This is a genomic window from Rhodococcus aerolatus, from assembly GCF_054783215.1.
In genome coordinates this window covers 69931-87278 of record NZ_BAAGQZ010000044.1, presented here as the reverse complement: position 1 = coordinate 87278, position 17348 = coordinate 69931, and the positions used below count along the sequence as shown (strand labels likewise).

14 protein-coding genes are annotated in these 17348 nt (G+C 77.7%); 13 read left to right on the top strand and 1 reads right to left on the bottom strand.

The features are described 5' to 3' along the window. Positions 1-135 precede the first annotated feature (135 nt). Positions 136-852, top strand: a complete 717-nt coding sequence (mftE, locus tag ACYVOF_RS16035) for a mycofactocin biosynthesis peptidyl-dipeptidase MftE (protein ID WP_460868195.1) — start codon at positions 136-138, stop codon at positions 850-852. Continuing rightward, positions 849-2261, top strand: a complete 1413-nt coding sequence (gene mftF / locus ACYVOF_RS16030) for a mycofactocin biosynthesis glycosyltransferase MftF (protein ID WP_460868193.1) — start codon at positions 849-851, stop codon at positions 2259-2261. Before mftE ends, mftF begins: the two co-directional genes overlap by 4 nt. A gap of 140 nt (positions 2262-2401) precedes the next feature. Here the strand turns inward: mftF and ACYVOF_RS16025 are convergent, their stop codons facing one another. Beyond that, on the bottom strand, positions 2402-3217 hold the full coding sequence (locus ACYVOF_RS16025) for a lysophospholipase (RefSeq protein WP_460868191.1): 816 nt from the start codon (positions 3215-3217) through the stop codon (positions 2402-2404). 125 nt (positions 3218-3342) lie between these two features. On the opposite strand from ACYVOF_RS16025, the gene ACYVOF_RS16020 reads away from it, so the two are divergent. The 11 genes from ACYVOF_RS16020 to ACYVOF_RS15970 all read left to right on the top strand — a co-directional run bounded on the left by ACYVOF_RS16020 (position 3343) and on the right by ACYVOF_RS15970 (position 17346). Next, positions 3343-4233, top strand: a complete 891-nt coding sequence (locus tag ACYVOF_RS16020; RefSeq protein ID WP_460868190.1) for an AAA family ATPase — start codon at positions 3343-3345, stop codon at positions 4231-4233. After that, on the top strand, positions 4230-5162 hold the full coding sequence (locus ACYVOF_RS16015; RefSeq protein ID WP_460868189.1) for a VWA domain-containing protein: 933 nt from the start codon (positions 4230-4232) through the stop codon (positions 5160-5162). Before ACYVOF_RS16020 ends, ACYVOF_RS16015 begins: the two co-directional genes overlap by 4 nt. A gap of 66 nt (positions 5163-5228) precedes the next feature. Continuing rightward, positions 5229-7154, top strand: a complete 1926-nt coding sequence (locus ACYVOF_RS16010) for a hypothetical protein (RefSeq protein ID WP_460868187.1) — start codon at positions 5229-5231, stop codon at positions 7152-7154. 137 nt (positions 7155-7291) lie between these two features. Continuing rightward, positions 7292-8587, top strand: coding sequence for a GAF domain-containing protein (locus ACYVOF_RS16005; protein ID WP_460868185.1), 1296 nt, complete (start codon positions 7292-7294; stop codon positions 8585-8587). Continuing rightward, complete coding sequence (locus tag ACYVOF_RS16000) at positions 8584-9885, top strand: hypothetical protein (RefSeq protein ID WP_460868183.1); 1302 nt, start codon at positions 8584-8586, stop codon at positions 9883-9885. Before ACYVOF_RS16005 ends, ACYVOF_RS16000 begins: the two co-directional genes overlap by 4 nt. A gap of 323 nt (positions 9886-10208) precedes the next feature. Beyond that, on the top strand, positions 10209-11009 hold the full coding sequence (locus ACYVOF_RS15995; protein ID WP_460868476.1) for a glycosyltransferase: 801 nt from the start codon (positions 10209-10211) through the stop codon (positions 11007-11009). After that, positions 11006-12457, top strand: coding sequence for a glycosyltransferase family 4 protein (locus tag ACYVOF_RS15990; RefSeq protein WP_460868182.1), 1452 nt, complete (start codon positions 11006-11008; stop codon positions 12455-12457). The genes ACYVOF_RS15995 and ACYVOF_RS15990 overlap by 4 nt, the downstream gene beginning before the upstream one ends. Beyond that, the gene (locus ACYVOF_RS15985) at positions 12454-13743 is read left to right on the top strand and encodes a glycosyltransferase (protein WP_460868180.1); all 1290 of its coding nucleotides are present in this window, start codon (positions 12454-12456) and stop codon (positions 13741-13743) included. Before ACYVOF_RS15990 ends, ACYVOF_RS15985 begins: the two co-directional genes overlap by 4 nt. After that, positions 13740-15419, top strand: coding sequence for a hypothetical protein (locus tag ACYVOF_RS15980; protein ID WP_460868178.1), 1680 nt, complete (start codon positions 13740-13742; stop codon positions 15417-15419). The genes ACYVOF_RS15985 and ACYVOF_RS15980 overlap by 4 nt, the downstream gene beginning before the upstream one ends. Next, positions 15416-16192 (top strand): glycosyltransferase, encoded by a 777-nt coding sequence (locus ACYVOF_RS15975; protein WP_460868176.1) that lies wholly within the window; start codon positions 15416-15418, stop codon positions 16190-16192. The genes ACYVOF_RS15980 and ACYVOF_RS15975 overlap by 4 nt, the downstream gene beginning before the upstream one ends. Next, positions 16189-17346: a glycoside hydrolase family 5 protein gene (locus tag ACYVOF_RS15970; RefSeq protein ID WP_460868174.1), complete on the top strand. Its 1158-nt coding sequence runs from the start codon at positions 16189-16191 to the stop codon at positions 17344-17346. Before ACYVOF_RS15975 ends, ACYVOF_RS15970 begins: the two co-directional genes overlap by 4 nt. Positions 17347-17348: the final 2 nt, after the last annotated feature.

The following is a 17348-nucleotide window of genomic DNA, read 5'->3' as shown; positions in this document are numbered from 1 at the left end:
CCCAGCCGCCGCGGCATCCGCAGGTAGCCCGCTACATGCGGGGTCCCGGGAGCGCACACTGCCCGCGGTGTGGCTCGACGGACGCGGCAGCGGTGGCCGATCGCCCGCAGTGTGCGGTCGGCGGAGGGGGTTAGCGTGCGCGGGGTGACCGCACTCGCGGGGCTGCGCTGGCCCGACGTGCCCGACGGTGCCGTGCTCGTCGTCCCCGTGGGCTCGACCGAGCAGCACGGCCCGCACCTGCCGCTCGACACCGACACCCGCGTCGCCGCCGCGGTCGCCGCCCGCCTGGTCGAGACCACCCCCGGCGCGCTGCTCGGGGCCCCGGTCGCCTACGGCGCGAGCGGGGAGCACGAGCACTTCCCCGGCACCGTCAGCATCGGCACCGACGTCCTCGCCCGGGTCCTCCTCGAGCTCGGCCGCTCGGCGGGACGGTGGGCGCCGCGGCTGCTGCTCGTCAACGGCCACGGCGGCAACGGTCCCGCCCTGGTCCGGGCGGTGCCGCAGCTGCGCGAGGAGGGCCGCGACGCCGCGTGGTGGCCGTGCGCGGTGCCCCGCACCCCCGAGCACCCCGCCGACGCCCACGCCGGGCGCACCGAGACCTCGCTGCTGCTGCACCTCGACCCCGCCGCCGTGGACCTGGGGCGCGCCGCGGCGGGGGACACCCGACCCACCGCGGAGCTCATGCCGCTGCTGCGCGCGGGCGGCGTGGCTGCGGTCAGCCCCAACGGGGTGCTCGGCGACCCGGCCGGCGCATCGGCCCAGGAGGGCGCCCGGCTGCTGGCCGACCTGGTCGACCGCGGCCGGGACGCGCTGGGGCGCTGGACCGTCAGCGAGCACGGGGTGCTCGGGTGACGCCGCGCCTGCCCGACGGGTTCGCGGTCGCGCTCGACCCCACCACCCGCCGCCTCGACGGGGGCGCGGCCCTGCTCGGCGGGTCCCCGCCCCGGCTGCTGCGGCTCGCCCCCGCCGCCCGGGCCCTGCTCACCGCGGCGCCGCTGCGCGTCACCGACGCCCGGACCGCCGGCCTGGCCCGCACCCTGCTCGACGCGGGCGTCGCACACCCCGTCGCCGGCACCGCCCCCAGCCCGACGCCCGACCGGGTCACCGTGGTGGTCCCGGTGCGCGACAACCCCACCGGCGTCGGACGGCTGCTCGACGCGCTGGCGGGCAGCGGGGTGGCCCGGGTGGTCGTCGTCGACGACGGCTCGACGCCCCCGCTGGCCCTGCCCCCGCACGACCTCCCGACCACCGTGCTGCGCCACGACCGGTCCCGGGGCCCGGCCGCGGCCCGCAACACCGGCACGGTCGCGGCCGACACCGAGTGGGTCGCGTTCCTCGACTCCGACGTGGTGCCCCGGCCGGGCTGGCTCGAGCTCCTGCTGGCCCACGGCGCGGACCCGGCGCTCGCCCTCGTCGCCCCCCGCGTCGTCGCCCACGAGCTCGGCCGCGGCTGGCTGGCGCGCTACGAGTCGGCCCGGTCCTCGCTCGACCTCGGCCCGCGCGCTGCCCCGGTCGTGCCGCTGAGCCGGGTGGCCTACGTCCCGTCGGCGGCGCTGCTGGTGCGCCGGGACGCGGTGGGGGCGAGCCCGTTCGACGAGACGATGCCGGTGGCCGAGGACGTCGACCTGTGCTGGCGGCTGCACGCGGAGGGCCGGCGGCTGCGCTACGAGCCCGCGGCCCGCGTCGCCCACGCCCACCGCACCCGGGCGCGGGCGTGGCTGGGCCGCAAGTGGTTCTACGGCACGGGCGCGGCGCCGCTCGCCGGGCGCCACGAGGGCCGGGTCGCGCCGGTGGTGCTGGCCCCGTGGACGGCGGTGGCCGCCCCCGCCCTGCTCACCGCCACCCGCCCCGGGGTCGGGGCCGCGGGCGCCGTCACCGTGGTGGCGGCCGTGCGCCTGGCCCGCTCGCTCACCGGCCTGGAGCACCCCTACCGGGCCGCGGCCACCCTGGGACCCCAGGGCCTGCAGGGGGCGGTGGTGCAGCTGGCCTCGGCGGCGCTGCGGCCGTGGTGGCCGCTCTCGGCCGTGGCGGCGGTGCTCTCCCCCCGGGCCCGGCGCACCCTGGCCGTGCTGGCGGTGGCCGAGGGCCTGCTCGACTGGGCCACCCACCGCGAGCCCGGCCGCCTCGAGCTCGACCCGGTGCGCCACGTGCTGGCCAAGCGGGCCGACGACCTCGCGTACGGCACCGGGGTCTGGTGGGGGGCGTGGCGGGCCCGCAGCCCGGCCGCGCTGCGCCCCACCGTGCAGCGCCGCCGTCGCTGAGCCGCTCCCGGACGCGCGACGAACCCCACCGCCCGGCCGGTGATCACCAGGACCTGGTGGTGGTCCGGAGCCGGGACGGCGGCGCTGGTGTCCTGGTGACCAGCCGCAGGAGATGGTGCGCCGGGGCACGCAGCGCCGGACTACCGCCGGGCGTCGAGCACCCGGTCGACGAAGGCCAGCACGTCGCCGAGCACCTCGTCACGGTTGGTCTCGTTGAGCACCTCGTGGCGCGCGCCCGGGTAGAGGACCTGCTCGGTGGCGGGCCCGCGCAGCCGGTCCAGCCCGGCCCGGGTGTCCTCGATCGGCACCAGCTGGTCGTCCTCGCCGTGCACCCACAGCGTGGGCAGCTCGCCGAGGCCGGGGCCGTCGGCGATGGTGGCGAGCGCGGCCTGCAGCGCCCGCAGCGTGGTCCGCCGGAACGGCCCGTGCCACACCAGGTCGTCCGCCTCGTACGCCCGCCCCACGGCCGGGTCGCGGGAGAGCGTGCTGGGGTCCAGCGGCTCGTCCGGGATCGTCTCGGCGTCGACCAGCTCGTCGACCACCGCCCACCGGCCCAGCACCGGCCCCGACAGCACGAGCGCGGCGAGGTCCTCACCGTGGCGCTGCGCGTACCGCGCCCCGATCATCCCGCCCATCGAGTGGCCCAGGAGCACCACCGGCAGGCCCGGGTCCTCCTCGCGGGCCCGGGCGACGAGGGCGTGCACGTCGGTCACCACGTCCTCGTAGTCGGCGACGACGACCCGCTCGCCGCTGCTGCGGCCGTGCCCGACGTGGTCGAGGCCGTGGACGACCGCCCCGGCGCGCACCAGCACGTCGGCGACGTGCTCGTAGCGGCCGACGTGCTCGCCGTAGCCGTGGACCAGCACCGCCACCCACCGGGGGGAGGGGCCGCGCCACGTGCGGGTGCGCAGCGTGCCGGTGGTGCCGTCGAGGGTGCCGTCCTGGCCGTCGGTCACGGGGTGCTCCTCAGCTGGTGGGGTCGCGGCCGGTGCCCAGCCGTCGCACCCGGGTCTACCCCGTCGGGTGGGGGATCCCCAGCCGCCGCGCGGGACGCCCGGGCACCCCCGTAGCGTCACCGCCCGTGCAGGTCGTCGGTCGCTCCCACGAGGTCGAGCTGCTCGTCGCCGCGCTCGACTGCGGCGCCCACGTGCTGCTCGAGGGACCGCCGGGCACGGGCAAGACGACCGTGCTGCGCTCGGTGGCCACCGACGCCGAGACCCCGTTCGTGTTCGTGGAGGGCAACGCCGAGCTGACCCCGGGCCGGCTCGTGGGCCACTTCGACCCGGCCCAGGTGCTCGCGGAGGGCTACACCCCCGACGTGTTCGTCGACGGCCCGCTCGTCGAGGCGCTGCGGGCGGGGGCGCTGCTCTACGTCGAGGAGGTCAACCGCGTCCCCGAGGAGACGCTCAACGTCCTCATCACGGTGATGAGCGAGGCCGAGCTGCACGTGCCGCGGCTCGGCCGCGTCGCCGCCGCCCCGGGCTTCCGCCTCGTCGCGGCCATGAACCCCTACGACGCCGTCGGCACCGCCCGCATCTCCGCCGCGGTCTACGACCGGTGCTGCCGCATCCGGATGGGCTACCAGAGCGCCGCGGACGAGGCCGCCGTGGTCGCGCTGCGCTCCGCGGACGTGCCCGCGGCGTGGCGGGCCCAGGTGGTCGACCTGGTGCGACGCACCCGGGAGCACGCCGACGTCCGGGTGGGCTCCTCGGTGCGCGGCGCGATCGACCTGGTCCGGCTGGCCGACGCGCTGGGCACCCGGCGCGGCACCGGGATCACCTGGCGCACCGGGCTCGACGCGGCCCTGGTCGCGCTGTCCGGCCGGGTGCGCATGCAGGAGTCGAGCCCGCGCGACCCGGAGGCCGTGGTGCGCGAGCTCTACGAGGCCGTGTTCGGCGCCGAGCCGACCGACGACGCGGCCGGGGACGCCGACGGTGACGGCGGGGACGGTGGTGCGCCGGGGGGAGCGTGAGCCCGCCGCCCGAGGCGGGCCACCCCGAGGACCGGCGCCGGCGCCAGGGCCCGCAGCAGCGCAGCACGCCGCGCTCCGAGCTGCAGCGCAACCCCCGCTTCGCCGAGGTCTCCCCGGAGGTCGGCGAGCTCGACGAGGACGCCTTCGACGCCCTGCTCGGCGACGACCCGGACGCCGCGCTGGCGATGCTCGCCGACATGGGCCGCGCCACCGACGAGCGGCTGCGCGCCCTGGCCCGCCGGCTCGCCGCCCGCATCGCGCTCGACCGCACCCGCACCTCGGTGCCCCGCGCCCGGGGCGTGTCCCGGATGCGCACGGTGCGGGCCGACCGCGGGGGCGACCTCGACCTCGACGGCTCGATGGACGCCGTCGTGGCCGCCCGCGCCGCCGGGGTGGCCCCCGACCTGGAGGACCTGCGCGCCCGGCAGTGGGGCCGCCCCGAGCTGGCGGTGTGCCTGCTCGTCGACCGGTCCGGCTCGATGGGCGGGGCGCGCCTGGCCGCCGCCGCGCTGACCGCCGCCGCCTGCGCCTGGCGCGCGCCGGGGGAGCACGCCGTGCTGGCGTTCTCCCGCGAGGTGGAGGTGCTGCGCCCCATGGTGTCCCAGCGCCCCGGCGGCGAGGTGGTCGACGCGGTGCTGGGGCTGCGCGGGCACGGGGTGACGGCCCTGGCGACCGCGCTCGGTGCCGCCGCCACCCAGCTCGCCGCCAGCCGCGCGGAGCGGCGCGTCGTGGTTCTGCTGTCGGACTGCCGGGCCACCGACGAGGTCGACCCGGTGCCCGCGGCCGCGGGCCTGCCGGAGCTGGTGGTGCTGGCCCCGGCCGACGACCCCGACGCCGCCGAGGCCCTCGCGCTGGCCGCGGGCGCGCGGTGGGCGGCCGTCGAGGGGGCGTCGCAGGCCCCCGCCGCGCTGGCCGAGCTGCTGGGCTGAGCCCTCGTTCGTGACCGGGCTCACAGCCGTGCCACAGTGGGCGCCTCGTCGAGGGAAGAGGTCCCCGTGCGCACTGCCACCCGGTTCGCGGTCCTGCTCACCACCGTCGCCACGGCGCTGGCCGTCGGCGGGGCGAGCGCCACGGCCGCACCACCCCCGAGCCCGACCGGGGTGGCGCGGGCGGTCTCGGTCTTCCCGTCGAACAGCCTCACCGTGCGCGACCCGGCGCAGCGCACCGGGCGGCGGGTCGACCTGCCGCTGCCCGACTGCACCACCCGGCCGACGGACTGCAGCACGGTGCGGCTGCTCGACCAGCTCGACGGCTTCGACCTCGACCCCCGGGTCGCGCTGCGCTTCGACCGCCCCGTCGACCCGGCCGCCGTGGCCGCGGGGTCGTCCCTGTTCAGCCTGGGCGGGCCGCGGATCGGCCTCGAGCGGGTGGTCTACGACGCCGCCACCTACACCGTCTACGCCCACCCCGTCTCCCAGCTGCGGCCCGGCACCACCTACGTCCTGCTCTCCGGGCTCGGCGGGACCGGGGCCGGCGGGCGTCCGGCCGGTCTGGGCTTCAGCCTGTTCACCACGATGTCGGCCACCGACGGCCTCACCGACATGGTCCGCCAGCTCGACGACGGCTCCGCGCTCGCCGCGGCGGGGATCGCCCCGGCCGGGCTGACCGTCGAGGGGTCGTTCCCCGCCGCGGGCACCACGTTGCGCTACACCAGCGACCTCGGCTCGTCGCTGCGGACCGACCCGGTGCCGAACGCGTCCGCGGCGGGGGCGGGCACCTACGTCTTCGGCTCCTACGACGCCCCGTCGTGGCTCGACGCGGACGGCGTCATCCCGCAGACCCCGACGCGCGACCCCGGGCCGGTGGTGACCGGGCGCGCCCGGCTGCCGTTCGTCGCCATCCTGCCCGCCGGGCCGGCGCCGGCCGGGGGCTGGCCCGTCGCGGTGTTCGGCCACGGCTTCACCCGCTCCGACGCCGACCTGTTCCTCGCCGCGCAGCAGAACGCCACCCGCGGCCTGGCCACGATCGCCACCGACGTCGTCGGGCACGGCTACGGCCCGCGCAGCACCTGGGAGGTGACCACCGGCACGGGCACCCCCGGCGCCGCGACCACGGTGCTCGACGCCCACGCCCGGGGCGTCGACCGCGACGGCAACGGCACCATCGACTCCACCGAGGGCGTGGCCACGCTGCCCCAGCCCTCCCCGGTCGCGCAGGTGAACAACCGCGACGGGCTGCGCCAGACGGTGGCCGACGTCGCCACCCTGGTCCGCGCGGTCGGCCGGACCCCGACCCTGGCCGGGGTGCCGCTGCGCACCACCGGCACCGTCTACTACGGACAGAGCTTCGGCGGGATCTACGGCACCATGCTCGCCGGCGTCGACCGCTCCGTCGCGGCCTTCGGGCTCAACGTCCCCGGCGGGCCCATCAGCGAGATCGCGCGGCTCTCCCCGTCGTTCCGGCTGCTGGTCACCCAGTCCCTCGCCGGCGCCCAGCCCTCCCTGCTGAACGGCGGCGTCGCGGGGTTCACCGAGTCGATGCCGCTCGCGGGCGAGGCGCCGGTCACCGACCCCGCCCCGGGGGCGCTGGAGATCCAGCAGTTCCTGGCCGACGGGACCTGGCTGAACCGGCCGGGCAGCCCGGAGACGTTCGCGCCGCTGGCCCCGCACGACCGCACCCTGGTGCAGTCGGCCTTTGGGGACATGACCGTGCCGAACCCGACCGCGGGCACGCTGGTGCGCGCCGGCGGCCTGCTCGACCGCACCACCCTGTACCGCAACGACCTCACCGCGAGCGCCGGACGCAACCCGCACGGCTTCCTGCTCGACCCGAGCTTCGTGCCCGGCGACGTGCTCGGCCAGACCCAGATGTCGCTGTTCCTGGCCTCCGGGGGAGCCACGGTGGTCGACCCGGACGGGGCCGGGCCGGTGTTCGAGGTGCCGGTCGCCGACCCCGACGTGCTGCGGCGGCTGAACTTCTAGCGGCGCCCCGCGCCACTGGCACTCCGCCGGGCCCGAGTGCCAGTGGCGCGGACCACACCCGCGTAGTCTCGGCCGGGAGCAGGGGAGGGGGTCGCGATGGAGCGGACCGGTGCCCCCACGTCGACCGTGGGACCCGCGTGAGCAGCCCGTGGGTCGCGCTGCGCGCCGGGGACAGCCCGCTCGCGGTCTCCCGGCGGGTGCGCCGCGCGCACGAGCACTTCCTCAGCGCCTGGCCGTCCTCCGGCCTGCCCGGCTCCACCTCCCCCGACGTCCGGCCCGTGGTCGCGCAGTCGTGGGTCCGCAGCCGCGCCGGCGGGGTCGACCCCGAGCGCCCGGGAGGCACGAGCCGGGTGATGGACGCCGAGGAGCTCGACGCCCACCGCCGCGCCCACCCGCTGGCCGCCGTGCTCCCGGTGGTGCAGCGGCTGCTCGTCGACGGGGTGGCCGACGACGGCGACTCCGGCCTGGTCGTGGCCATCACCGACGCCACGGGCCGGATGATGTGGGTGGTCGGCGACCCCGACCTGCGCGAGCGAGCCCAGGGCATGCGGTTCGTCGAGGGCGCGGACTGGTCCGAGCGCTCCGCCGGGACCAACGCCCCGGGCACCGCCCTCGAGCTCGACCACAGCGTGCAGATCTTCGGCACCGAGCACTTCGGCCTGCCGGTGCAGCCGTGGAGCTGCGCGGCCGCCCCGGTGCACGACCCCGACACCGGGGACCTGCTCGGTGCCGTCGACCTGACCGGGGGCGACCAGGTGGCCGCACCGCACGTGCTCACCCTGGTCCGCGCGACCGCCGCGGCGATGGAGGCCGAGCTGCGGCTGCACCGGATGCGGGGCCGCAAGCGCTCCCGGCCCCCGACGGCCCTGCTCACGGTGCTGGGCCGCAGCCGGCCGACGCTGCGGCGCGGCCCCGCCAGCACCCCGCTGTCCCTGCGCCACGCCGAGATCCTGCTGCTGCTCGCCCAGCACCCCGACGGCCTCACCGCCGACGAGCTCGGCGTGCTGCTCGACGACCGCGAGCTCGACACCGTCACCGTCCGAGCCGAGGTGTCCCGGCTGCGCCGGGCGGTCGGCCCGACCCTGCTCGAGTCCCGGCCCTACCGGCTGCTCGTGCCGCTGCGGACCGACGTCGACGAGGTGCGGGCGCTGCTGGCCGCGGGCGACCGGGCGGGCGCGCTGCGCCGGCTGCCCGGTGCGGTGCTGCCCCGCTCGCACGCCCCGGCGGTGGTCGCGCTCCGCGCCGAGCTGGCCGCCGAGGTGCGGGGATCGCTGCTGCGCGAGCCGGACCCCGAGCTGCTGCTGGCGTGGACCGCCACCGAGCAGGGGCACGGCGACGCCGAGCTGTGGGAGGCGTGCCTGCGCTCGCTGCCGCCGCGCTCCCCGTCGGCCGACCTGGTGCGGGCGCGGCTGAGCCTGCTCCGCCGTCCGTGACCGAGCACCGCCCGCACCCCGAGCACCGCCCGCCGACCGAGCACCGCCCGCCCCGCACCGCGGCCGGCCGGGGGGTGCTGCTCGGCCTCGTCCTGCTCGCCGTCGTCGGGCTCGTGGCGGCGGTGGTCGTGGCCGGCCGCACGGCGGACGACCCGTCCGGCCCGGCCGCGTCGGCCACGTCCGGGGCCCCTGGTGCGGGCGTCGCCGACGGGGTGCGCCTCGGGGTGCTCGAGGCCGACCCGGCCCGCGACGGCGAGGCCCGGGCGGCCGGGATCACCGCGGTGACCCTCTCCCTGGCCTGGGACCGGTGGGAGCCGCGGCCCGGCGAGGTCGACGCCGCCTACGTCGGGGCGGTGGCGGACCGGGTGGCCGGGCTGCGAGCCGCGGGCCTCACCGCCGCGCTCGACCTGGGCCTGCAGTACCCCCCGGACTGGGTGCTGGACCTCCCGGGGGCCGAGCGCTTCACCGACCAGGACGGCGCCGTCTCCGACCGGGGCCCCGGCGGGCGGCTGGTCGACGCCGTGTTCGTGCCCGCCGTCCGCGACGCCCAGCAGCGCTACCTCGACCGGGTGGCCGCTGCGCTCCCGGCGTCGTCGCTCACCGCGGTCCGCGTCGGCGGCCTGTACCGCGGGCAGCTGGGCTACCCCCCGTCCGTCCCCGGGCGCACGTCGCTGTGGATGTACGGCGCCGCCGCCCAGGCGGGGGCTCCCGTGCCGGGGTGGCGGCCGGGCACGGGGACCCCCGACGACGCGCGGCGCAGCCTCGAGTACTACCTCGACAGCATCACCGGCTACGGCCGTTGGCTGCTCGGGACCGTCGCGGCGCGCTTCCCGGACGTGGAGCTGGACCTGCTGCTGCCCAGCTGGGGGCTGCGCCCCGGGCAGGTCGCGGCAGCCGCGGACGCCCGGCTCGACGGCAGCACCCCGGGCGAGGCGACCGATGCCGTCAGCGAGGGCCTCGACTGGGAGCGCCAGGTGCCGCTGCTGGCCGAGGTCGGCCCGCGGGGCGTCGCCTGGACCACCTGGCTCGACGCCGCCGACTCGGGCCCGCGCCCCGCGCAGCGCGCCCCCGTGGCCCGGGTGGCCGAGCTGGCCGCGCCGCTCGGCGTCCGCGTCGGGGGCGAGAACACCGGCGGCACCGGGGCCGGGGGCACCGGGGGCGGGGGGCCGGACGCGCTGCGCCGCAGCCTGGCCCAGGTGGGCGAGCACGGGCTCGTGGCCCTGTCCTGGCGCACGGAGGCCGACGTCCTCGACGACCCGGTGATGGTCGGGCTGCTGCGCGCGGCGGCTGGCCGCTGACCCCTCGCACCCGCCACCCGGGTGGGGTGCGTCACTGCCCGGGCGCCCGTGCGGGCCGGCGCCGGCCCCGACGATCACGCGGTGCGACACGCTGACCTGCTGTCCTCCGTGTGGGTGACACATACCTACGCAGCGTGTGCGGTAACCAGCCAAAACCTCTTCTGCATCCACCCGATCGGGTACCTACGCTGCAATGCGTAGTTGGCGACGGCGGCCTCGAGCCGCGCGGTCGACGGGACGCAAGGGTGCGTCCGCTGGCTGGGTACCCCCCGGCCGCTGCAGCGCCCTGCCCGCCCGTCCCGGAAGGTCCCGTCGTGTCGATCATGCCCCTGTCCGACCGTGCCCGCGTCACGCTGCCCGGCGCCGGCGACCCCGACCCCGGCGTCCCGCCCCAGCTCGAGGTCGTCATCCCCGCCCTGAACGAGGAGGCGCGGATCGGGTCGACCCTGGTGACGCTGACCGACCACCTGGCGCGGCTCCCCATCACCGCGGGCGTCGTCGTGGTGGACAACGGCAGCGCCGACGCCACCGCGGACGTGGTGCAGCGCGCCGCGCGCGGGCGCGTCCCGGTGCGGCTCATCGGGTGTCGCACCCGGGGCAAGGGCGCCGCCGTCAAGGCCGGCGTGCTGGGATCCGCGTCCCCCTGGGTCGGGTTCTGCGACGCCGACCTCTCGACCCCGGTGAGCGCCCTCGACGGCGTCGTCGCCCTGCTCGCCACGGGCGCCCCGGTGGTCATCGGCTCGCGCCGGTGCGACGGGGCGGCCTACGCCACGGCCCAGCCCCCGCTGCGCCGCGCCGGCGGCTGGGCCTTCCGGGCGCTGGCCCGGCCGCTGACCGGCGACGTGGCCGACACCCAGTGCGGCTTCAAGTTCTTCCGGCGCGAGGTGGCCGCCGCGCTGTTCGCCGGGGTGACCTCGACGGGGTTCACCTTCGACGTCGAGCTGCTCGCGGCCGCCCACCGCCGGTCCGTCCCCGTGGTCGAGCTGCCCGTCGAGTGGACGGACCAGCGCGGCTCCACCCTGCGGCCCCTCGAGCACGGCCCGCAGGTGCTGCGCGAGCTGCGGACGCTGCGACGGCTCCACTCGGCGGCCCAGCGCGCGACGGCGGCGGGGGAGCGCCGGTGAGGGTCGCGGTGCTGAACTGGCGCGACGAGGTGCACCCCGAGGCGGGTGGGGCCGAGCTCTACTGCCACCAGGTGTCCCGCGAGCTGGTGGCCGCCGGGCACACCGTCACCTACGTCACGGCCCGCCCGGGCCGGGCCCCCCGGCGCGAGGAGCACGCCGACGGCTACACCGTGGTCCGCCGTGGCGGCCGCCTCGGCGTGTACCCCGCCGTCCTGGCCTGGCTGCTGCGCCACCGCCGCGACGTCGACGCGGTCCTGGACTCCCAGAACGGGATCCCGTTCTTCTCCCCGCTCGCGGTGCCCGCCCGCACCCCGGTGGTGCAGCTGGTCCACCACGTGCACCAGGACCAGTTCGCGCTCTACTTCCCCCGCCCCGTCGCCGCGCTGGGCCGCTGGCTCGAGGGCCCGGCCGCCCGCGCCGTCTACGGCCGCCGCGCCGTGGCCGCGGTCTCGCCGTCGACCCGGTCCGCGGTGCGCCGGCGGCTGCGGCTGCGCGGCCCGATCTCGCTGACCCCCTGCGGGCTCGAGGGCCCCGGCGGCCCACCCCGGCGGCGCTCCGCCACCCCCACCCTGGTGGCCCTGGGCCGGCTGGTGCCCCACAAGCGGCTCGCGCTGCTGGTGCAGGCGCTGCCCCAGGTCACCGCCGCCGCGGGCCCCGTGGTGCTCCACGTCGTCGGGGACGGCCCCGAGCGCGCGTCGCTGGTGGCCCTGGCCGACCGGCTCGGGGTGGCCGACCGCGTGGTCTTCCACGGCCGCGTCACCGACGCCCGCCGCGACCAGCTGCTCGCCGAGAGCTGGTTGACGGTCAACCCCACCGCGGGGGAGGGCTGGGGGCTGTCCATCCTCGAGGCCAACCGGCTGGGCGTCACCGCGCTGGCCCACCGCGTCGACGGGGTGCGCGACTCCGTCGTCGACGGCGTCACCGGCTGGCTCGTCGACCCCGCGGCGCCGCTGGCCCCCGCGGTGACCGCGGCGCTGGCCGAGCTCGCCGACCCCGGCACCCGGGACCGGATGGAGACCGCGGCCCGCGACTGGGCGGCGTCCTACACCTGGGAGCGCACCGCCACCGCGCTGGCCGCGCTGCTGGCCGGGGAGTCCCACCGGCTGCGGCTGGCCACCGACCAGCGGGTGCCCAGCGATCTCGCCACCGTCGTCCGGCTGCCGCGCGCCGAGCTGCCCGCGGACTGGTCGCCCCGGCTGCGCGCCGGCGACGGCCTGGTCCGCGACGCCACCGAGGTCCGGCTGCTGGTCCACGGCGCCGACCACGCCGCCGTGGTGGCCCTGCTGCTGCGGGAGGGCGTGCCCGCCGCGCTCGTCGACGGCGGCCGCGTGGCCGTCTCCGTCGCCGGGCAGCAGGAGGCGTTGCTGCTCACCGCCGGCTCCGCGACCCGGCCCTCCCCGGCCCCGCCCGCCCCTGCTCGAACCGTCCTGAGTGGAGGACCCCGGTGAGCCTGCTCGTCGTGCCCCTGGTGGTGCTGACCTCCGTCCTGATGGGCGGCGTCGCGGCGCTCACCCTGACGTGGATGCTCTACGCCTGGCGCAGCCCGGAGGGACTGGAGCGCACGTCGTTCTCCCGCCCCGGGGGCGACGTCGCGCCGCTGACCTTCTCGCTGGTGGTGCCCGCGCGGCACGAGGACCAGGTCCTCGGCCACACCCTCGACACCCTGGCCGCGCTGCGGCACGGCGCGGTGCAGATCATCTGCGTCGTCGGCCACGACGACCCCGGCACGGCGGCGGTGGCCCACGCCGCGGCCGACCGCCACCCCGGCCGCGTCCAGGTCGTCGTCGACCACTCCTGGCCCAAGAACAAGCCCAAGGCCCTCAACACCGCGCTGCCGCACTGCCTGGGCGACGTGGTCGGGGTGTTCGACGCGGAGGACGAGGTCGCGCCGGACCTGCTCGGGGCCATCGAGTCCGCCTTCCACCACGACGAGGCCGACGTGGTGCAGGGCGGCGTCCAGCTGATGAACGTCGGGTCGAGCTGGTGGTCGCTGCGCAACTGGATGGAGTACTTCTTCTGGTTCCGCAGCCGGCTGCACTTCCACGCCGACCGCGACTTCATCCCGCTGGGCGGCAACACCGTCTTCGTCCGCACCGCCCTGCTCCGCGCGGTCGGCGGGTGGGACCCCGAGTGCCTGGCCGAGGACTGCGAGCTGGGCGTGCGGCTCAGCTCGCTCGGCGCATGGGTGAGCGTGGCCTACGAGCCGGCCCTGGCCACCCGCGAGGAGACCCCGGGCACGATCCGCAGCCTGGTCAAGCAGCGCACCCGGTGGAACCAGGGCTTCCTGCAGGTGCTGCGCAAGGGCGAGTGGCGTGGCCTGCCCACCCGGCGGCAGCGGCTGCTGGCCCGCTACACCCTGCTGACGCCCTTCCTGCAGGCCGGCACCGGCCTGCTCGTCCCGTTGTCGGTGGTGCTGGTGCTCGTCGCGTCGACCCCGGTCGTGGTGACGCTGCTGGCCTACGTGCCGCTGCTCATGGTGGTGGCCTCCGTCGCGGTGGAGGTCGTCGCGCTGCGCGAGTTCGGCACCAGCTTCGACGTGCGGGTGCGGCTGCGCGACTACGTCCGCCTCGTCCTGGGCACCCTGCCCTACCAGTGGCTGCTCGCCGCCGCGGCGGTGCGGGCGGTGTACCGCGAGCTGCGCCACGAACGCGGCTGGGAGAAGACCGAGCACACCAACGCCCACCGCAGCAGCGCCGCGCCGGTGCCCCCGACCCCCGTGGAGTCCCTCCGATGACCGACGTCCTCACCCGGCCCCGGCACGCCCTCGGCGTCGCGGCGCCCAGCCCGCTGCTGCACCGCGCCGCCCCCGGGTCGCGCACCCGCTCGCGCGCGCTCGACGAGCCCACCGGCCGGGCCGGGGCCACCCGCGCGGCGGGTCCCGTCCGCGACTGGCGCAGCTGGCCCGGCTGGACGGTGCTCGTCGCCGCCGGCTGCGCCCTCGTCGTCGGGGTCGTGCACGCCCGCGGGATGTACACCGCCCCCATCCGGTTCGACGACGAGGGCACCTACGTCGCGCAGGCGCGCAGCATCGTCACCGAGGGCCGGCTCGCGCCGTACACGTACTGGTACGACCACCCGCCGCTGGGCTGGGTGCTGCTGGCCGGGTGGCTGGCCGGGCCGGCGACGCTGTGGAGCGCGCCCAACCTCATCGGCTCGGGCCGCCAGCTCATGCTCGTGCTCGACGTCGTCTCCGTCGTCCTCGTCGTGCTGCTGGCCCGCCGGATCGGCACCCCGCGGCTGTTCGCCGCCGCGGCGGGGCTGCTGTTCGGCCTCTCCCCGCTGGCGCTGACCTACCACCGCATGGTGCTGCTGGACAACATCGCGGTGCCGCTGCTGCTGGCCTCGTTCCTGCTGGCCCTCTCGCCGGGCCGCCGGCTCTCCGCGGCGCTGGCCAGCGGCGTGCTGGCCGCCAGCGCGGTGCTGGTCAAGGAGACCCTGCTGCTCATGGTGCCGTTCGTGCTGTGGGCGCTGTGGCGCAGCTTCCCGGGACCCACGCGGAAGATGTGCCTGACGGTGTTCGGCCTCGGCCTGGCCCTGCCGACGCTGGTGTACCCGCTGTTCGCGCTGACCAAGGGCGAGCTGCTGCCGGGCCCCGACCACGTCAGCCTGTGGGAGGGCGTCTACTTCCAGCTCGCCGGCCGGCAGGGCTCGGGCAGCGTGCTCGACCCGACCACCGACGCGCACGCCGTCGTCTCCGGGTGGCTGTCCATCGACCCCTGGCTGCTGGTGGCGGCCGCGGCGCTGGTCCTGCCCGCGCTGCTGCTGCGCCGGGCCCGCCCCGTCGCCGCCGCGCTGCTGCTGACCCTGCTGTTCGTGCTGCGCCCCGGCTACCTCCCGGTGCCCTACGTGGTGGCGGTGGTCCCGCTGGCCGCGCTCGTCGTCACCGCCGTGCCCGGCGCGGTCGTCACCGGGCTGCTGGCCCGGGTGCGCCGCACGCCCCCGGGGGCCGTCGGTGCGCTCACCCACGCCGTCGTGCCCGGCCTCGTGCTGCTCGCCGTGCTCGGTGGCGTCGTCGCCGGGGTGCGCGCCGCCGCGCCCGACTGGTACTACCGCGACGTGTCCCTGATGGACACCAGCTTCGACCGGCCCTACCTCGACTCCACGGCCTGGATCGAGGCGAAGGTGCCCCGCGGCGCGACGCTGCTGGTGGACAACGTGACCTGGACCAGCCTCGTCGAGGCCGGGTACCCGGAGGACGACCTCATCTGGTTCACCAAGCCCGACGCCGACTCCGCGGTGGACGTCCGCGTGCCCGACTACCGCGCCATCGACTACGTCGTCGCCAGCGACATCATGCGCACCTCCCGGCAGAACGGGGGCACCGTGCAGGACGCGCTGCGCAACGCCACCCCCGTCGCCTCGTGGGGCGCGGGCTCGAACGAGGTCGTCGTCGGGAAGGTGCAGAAGTGACCGCCGTGCGGCCCGACGTGACCGTCGTCGTCCCCACCCGCGACGAGGCCGACAACGTCGACGAGCTGGTGCGCCGCACCAGCGACGCCCTCGGCGGTGCGGCCCTGTCCTGGGAGCTGCTGCTCGTCGACGACAGCGACGACGACACCCCCGCCCGGGCCCGGCGGCACGCCGCGGCCGGGCTGCCCGTGCGGGTGCTGCACCGCGAGGCGGGGGAGCGCGTCGACGGCCTCTCCGGGGCCGTCACCGCGGGGTTCGCCGAGGCGGCGGGGGACGTGCTCGCCGTCATGGACGCCGACCTGCAGCACCCCCCGGAGCTGCTCGCCGACCTCGTCGGGGCCGTGGTCCACGGCGGGGCCGACGTCTCCGTCGGCTCGCGCTACTGCGCCGGCGCCGCGCCCGACGCCACCGCCGGGCTCGACGGCCCCTGGCGGCTGGCCGTCTCGCAGGCCTGCCGCGCCCTGGTGTGGGTGGTGCGGCCCGGCCTGTGGCGGGTGCGCGACCCGCTGAGCGGCTACTTCGTGCTGCGCCGCAGCGTCATCGACGGCACCGTGCTGCGCCCCACCGGGTACAAGATCCTGCTCGAGCTGCTGGCCCGCGGCCGCTGGGACCGGGTGGTCGAGGTGCCGTACACCTTCGCCGCGCGGGAGCGGGGCACCTCGAAGTCGGAGCTCAAGCAGGGCCGGATCTTCCTACGCCACCTGGTGCGGCTCACCGTCGACCGCGGTGCGGGACGGCCGGCGGCGGTGCGGGAGCCGGCCGGGCACCCGTGAGACCGCCGCGCCACGCGGCCGGTGCGGCCGTGGCGCTCGTGCTGGCCGCGTCCGCCCTGGTGGGCTGCGGCTCGGTGGGGTCGTCGGCCTGCACGACCGACCCGCTGGTCACCCGCTCCCTCGCCGGGCTGACCGGGTTCTCCGACTGGCTGCGCACCCACGGCGCCAGCGGCACGGTCGGCGAGGTCGGCTGGCCCGAGGGCGACCAGTGGGGAGCGCTGGCCGACCGGTGGTACCAGCAGGCCGACACCGACCAGGTCGGGGTCTTCGCCTGGGCGGCAGCGCAGTGGTGGCCCGAGGACTACCCGATGGCGGTCTACCGCACCGACGACACCGGGCAGGTCGTCGCGGGCGCGCAGGCCGCCGTCGTCGCCGGGCACCCGGCCGCGCCCGGGGTGACCCGCGGGGTCGCGCTGGCGGACGCCACGTTCGGCGCCTCCCTCGACGACGGCGCCAGCTACTCCTCCACCGCCCCCGGGGTCCCCGGCACCGACTACGAGTACCCCTCCGCCGCCGAGCTCGACGCCCTGGCCGCCGACGGGGTGACGCAGGTGCGCCTCGGCGTGACCTGGGAGCGGCTGCAGCCCGCGCTCGACGGGCCGCTGGCCGACGGCGAGCTCGCCCGCCTCACCGCGACCCTCGACGCGGCCCGCGACCGCGGCCTCGCGGTGGTCCTCGACCTGCACAGCTACGGCCGCTACGCCCGGGGTGACGGCGACGGCGGCCGGGAGGTGCTGCTGCTGGGCTCGGACGCGCTGCCCGCCGCCGCGCTGGCCGACCTGTGGCGCCGGCTCGCCGGCGCGTTGGCGGGCCGTCCGGAGGTCGTCGGCTACGGGCTCATGAACGAGCCGCACGACCTGCCCGGGGGCGCCCGCGGCTGGGAGGCGGACTCCGTCGCGGCCGCCCGCGCGGTGCGCGAGGTCGACCCGAGCACCCCCCTGCTCGTCGGGGGCTACGACTACTCCGGCATCGACGGCTTCGGGACCACCCACCCGCAGCCGTGGGTCGACCCGGCGCTGGGACCGGTCGTCTACGAGGCGCACCAGTACTTCGACAGCACCGGCGCCGGGACCTACACGCAGGACTACGACGCGACGGTGGCCGACGCGGTCGCCGCCGGCTGGGGTCCCTGCTCCGCGCCCGCCGCCGGCTGAGC

Bases quoted from the DNA above. Each gene is read 5' to 3' on its own strand.
- ACYVOF_RS15995 (WP_460868476.1), top strand. From the start codon at position 10,209: ATGCCCCTGTCCGACCGTGCCCGCGTCACGCTGCCCGGCGCCGGCGAC.
- ACYVOF_RS15980 (WP_460868178.1), top strand. From the start codon at position 13,740: ATGACCGACGTCCTCACCCGGCCCCGGCACGCCCTCGGCGTCGCGGCG.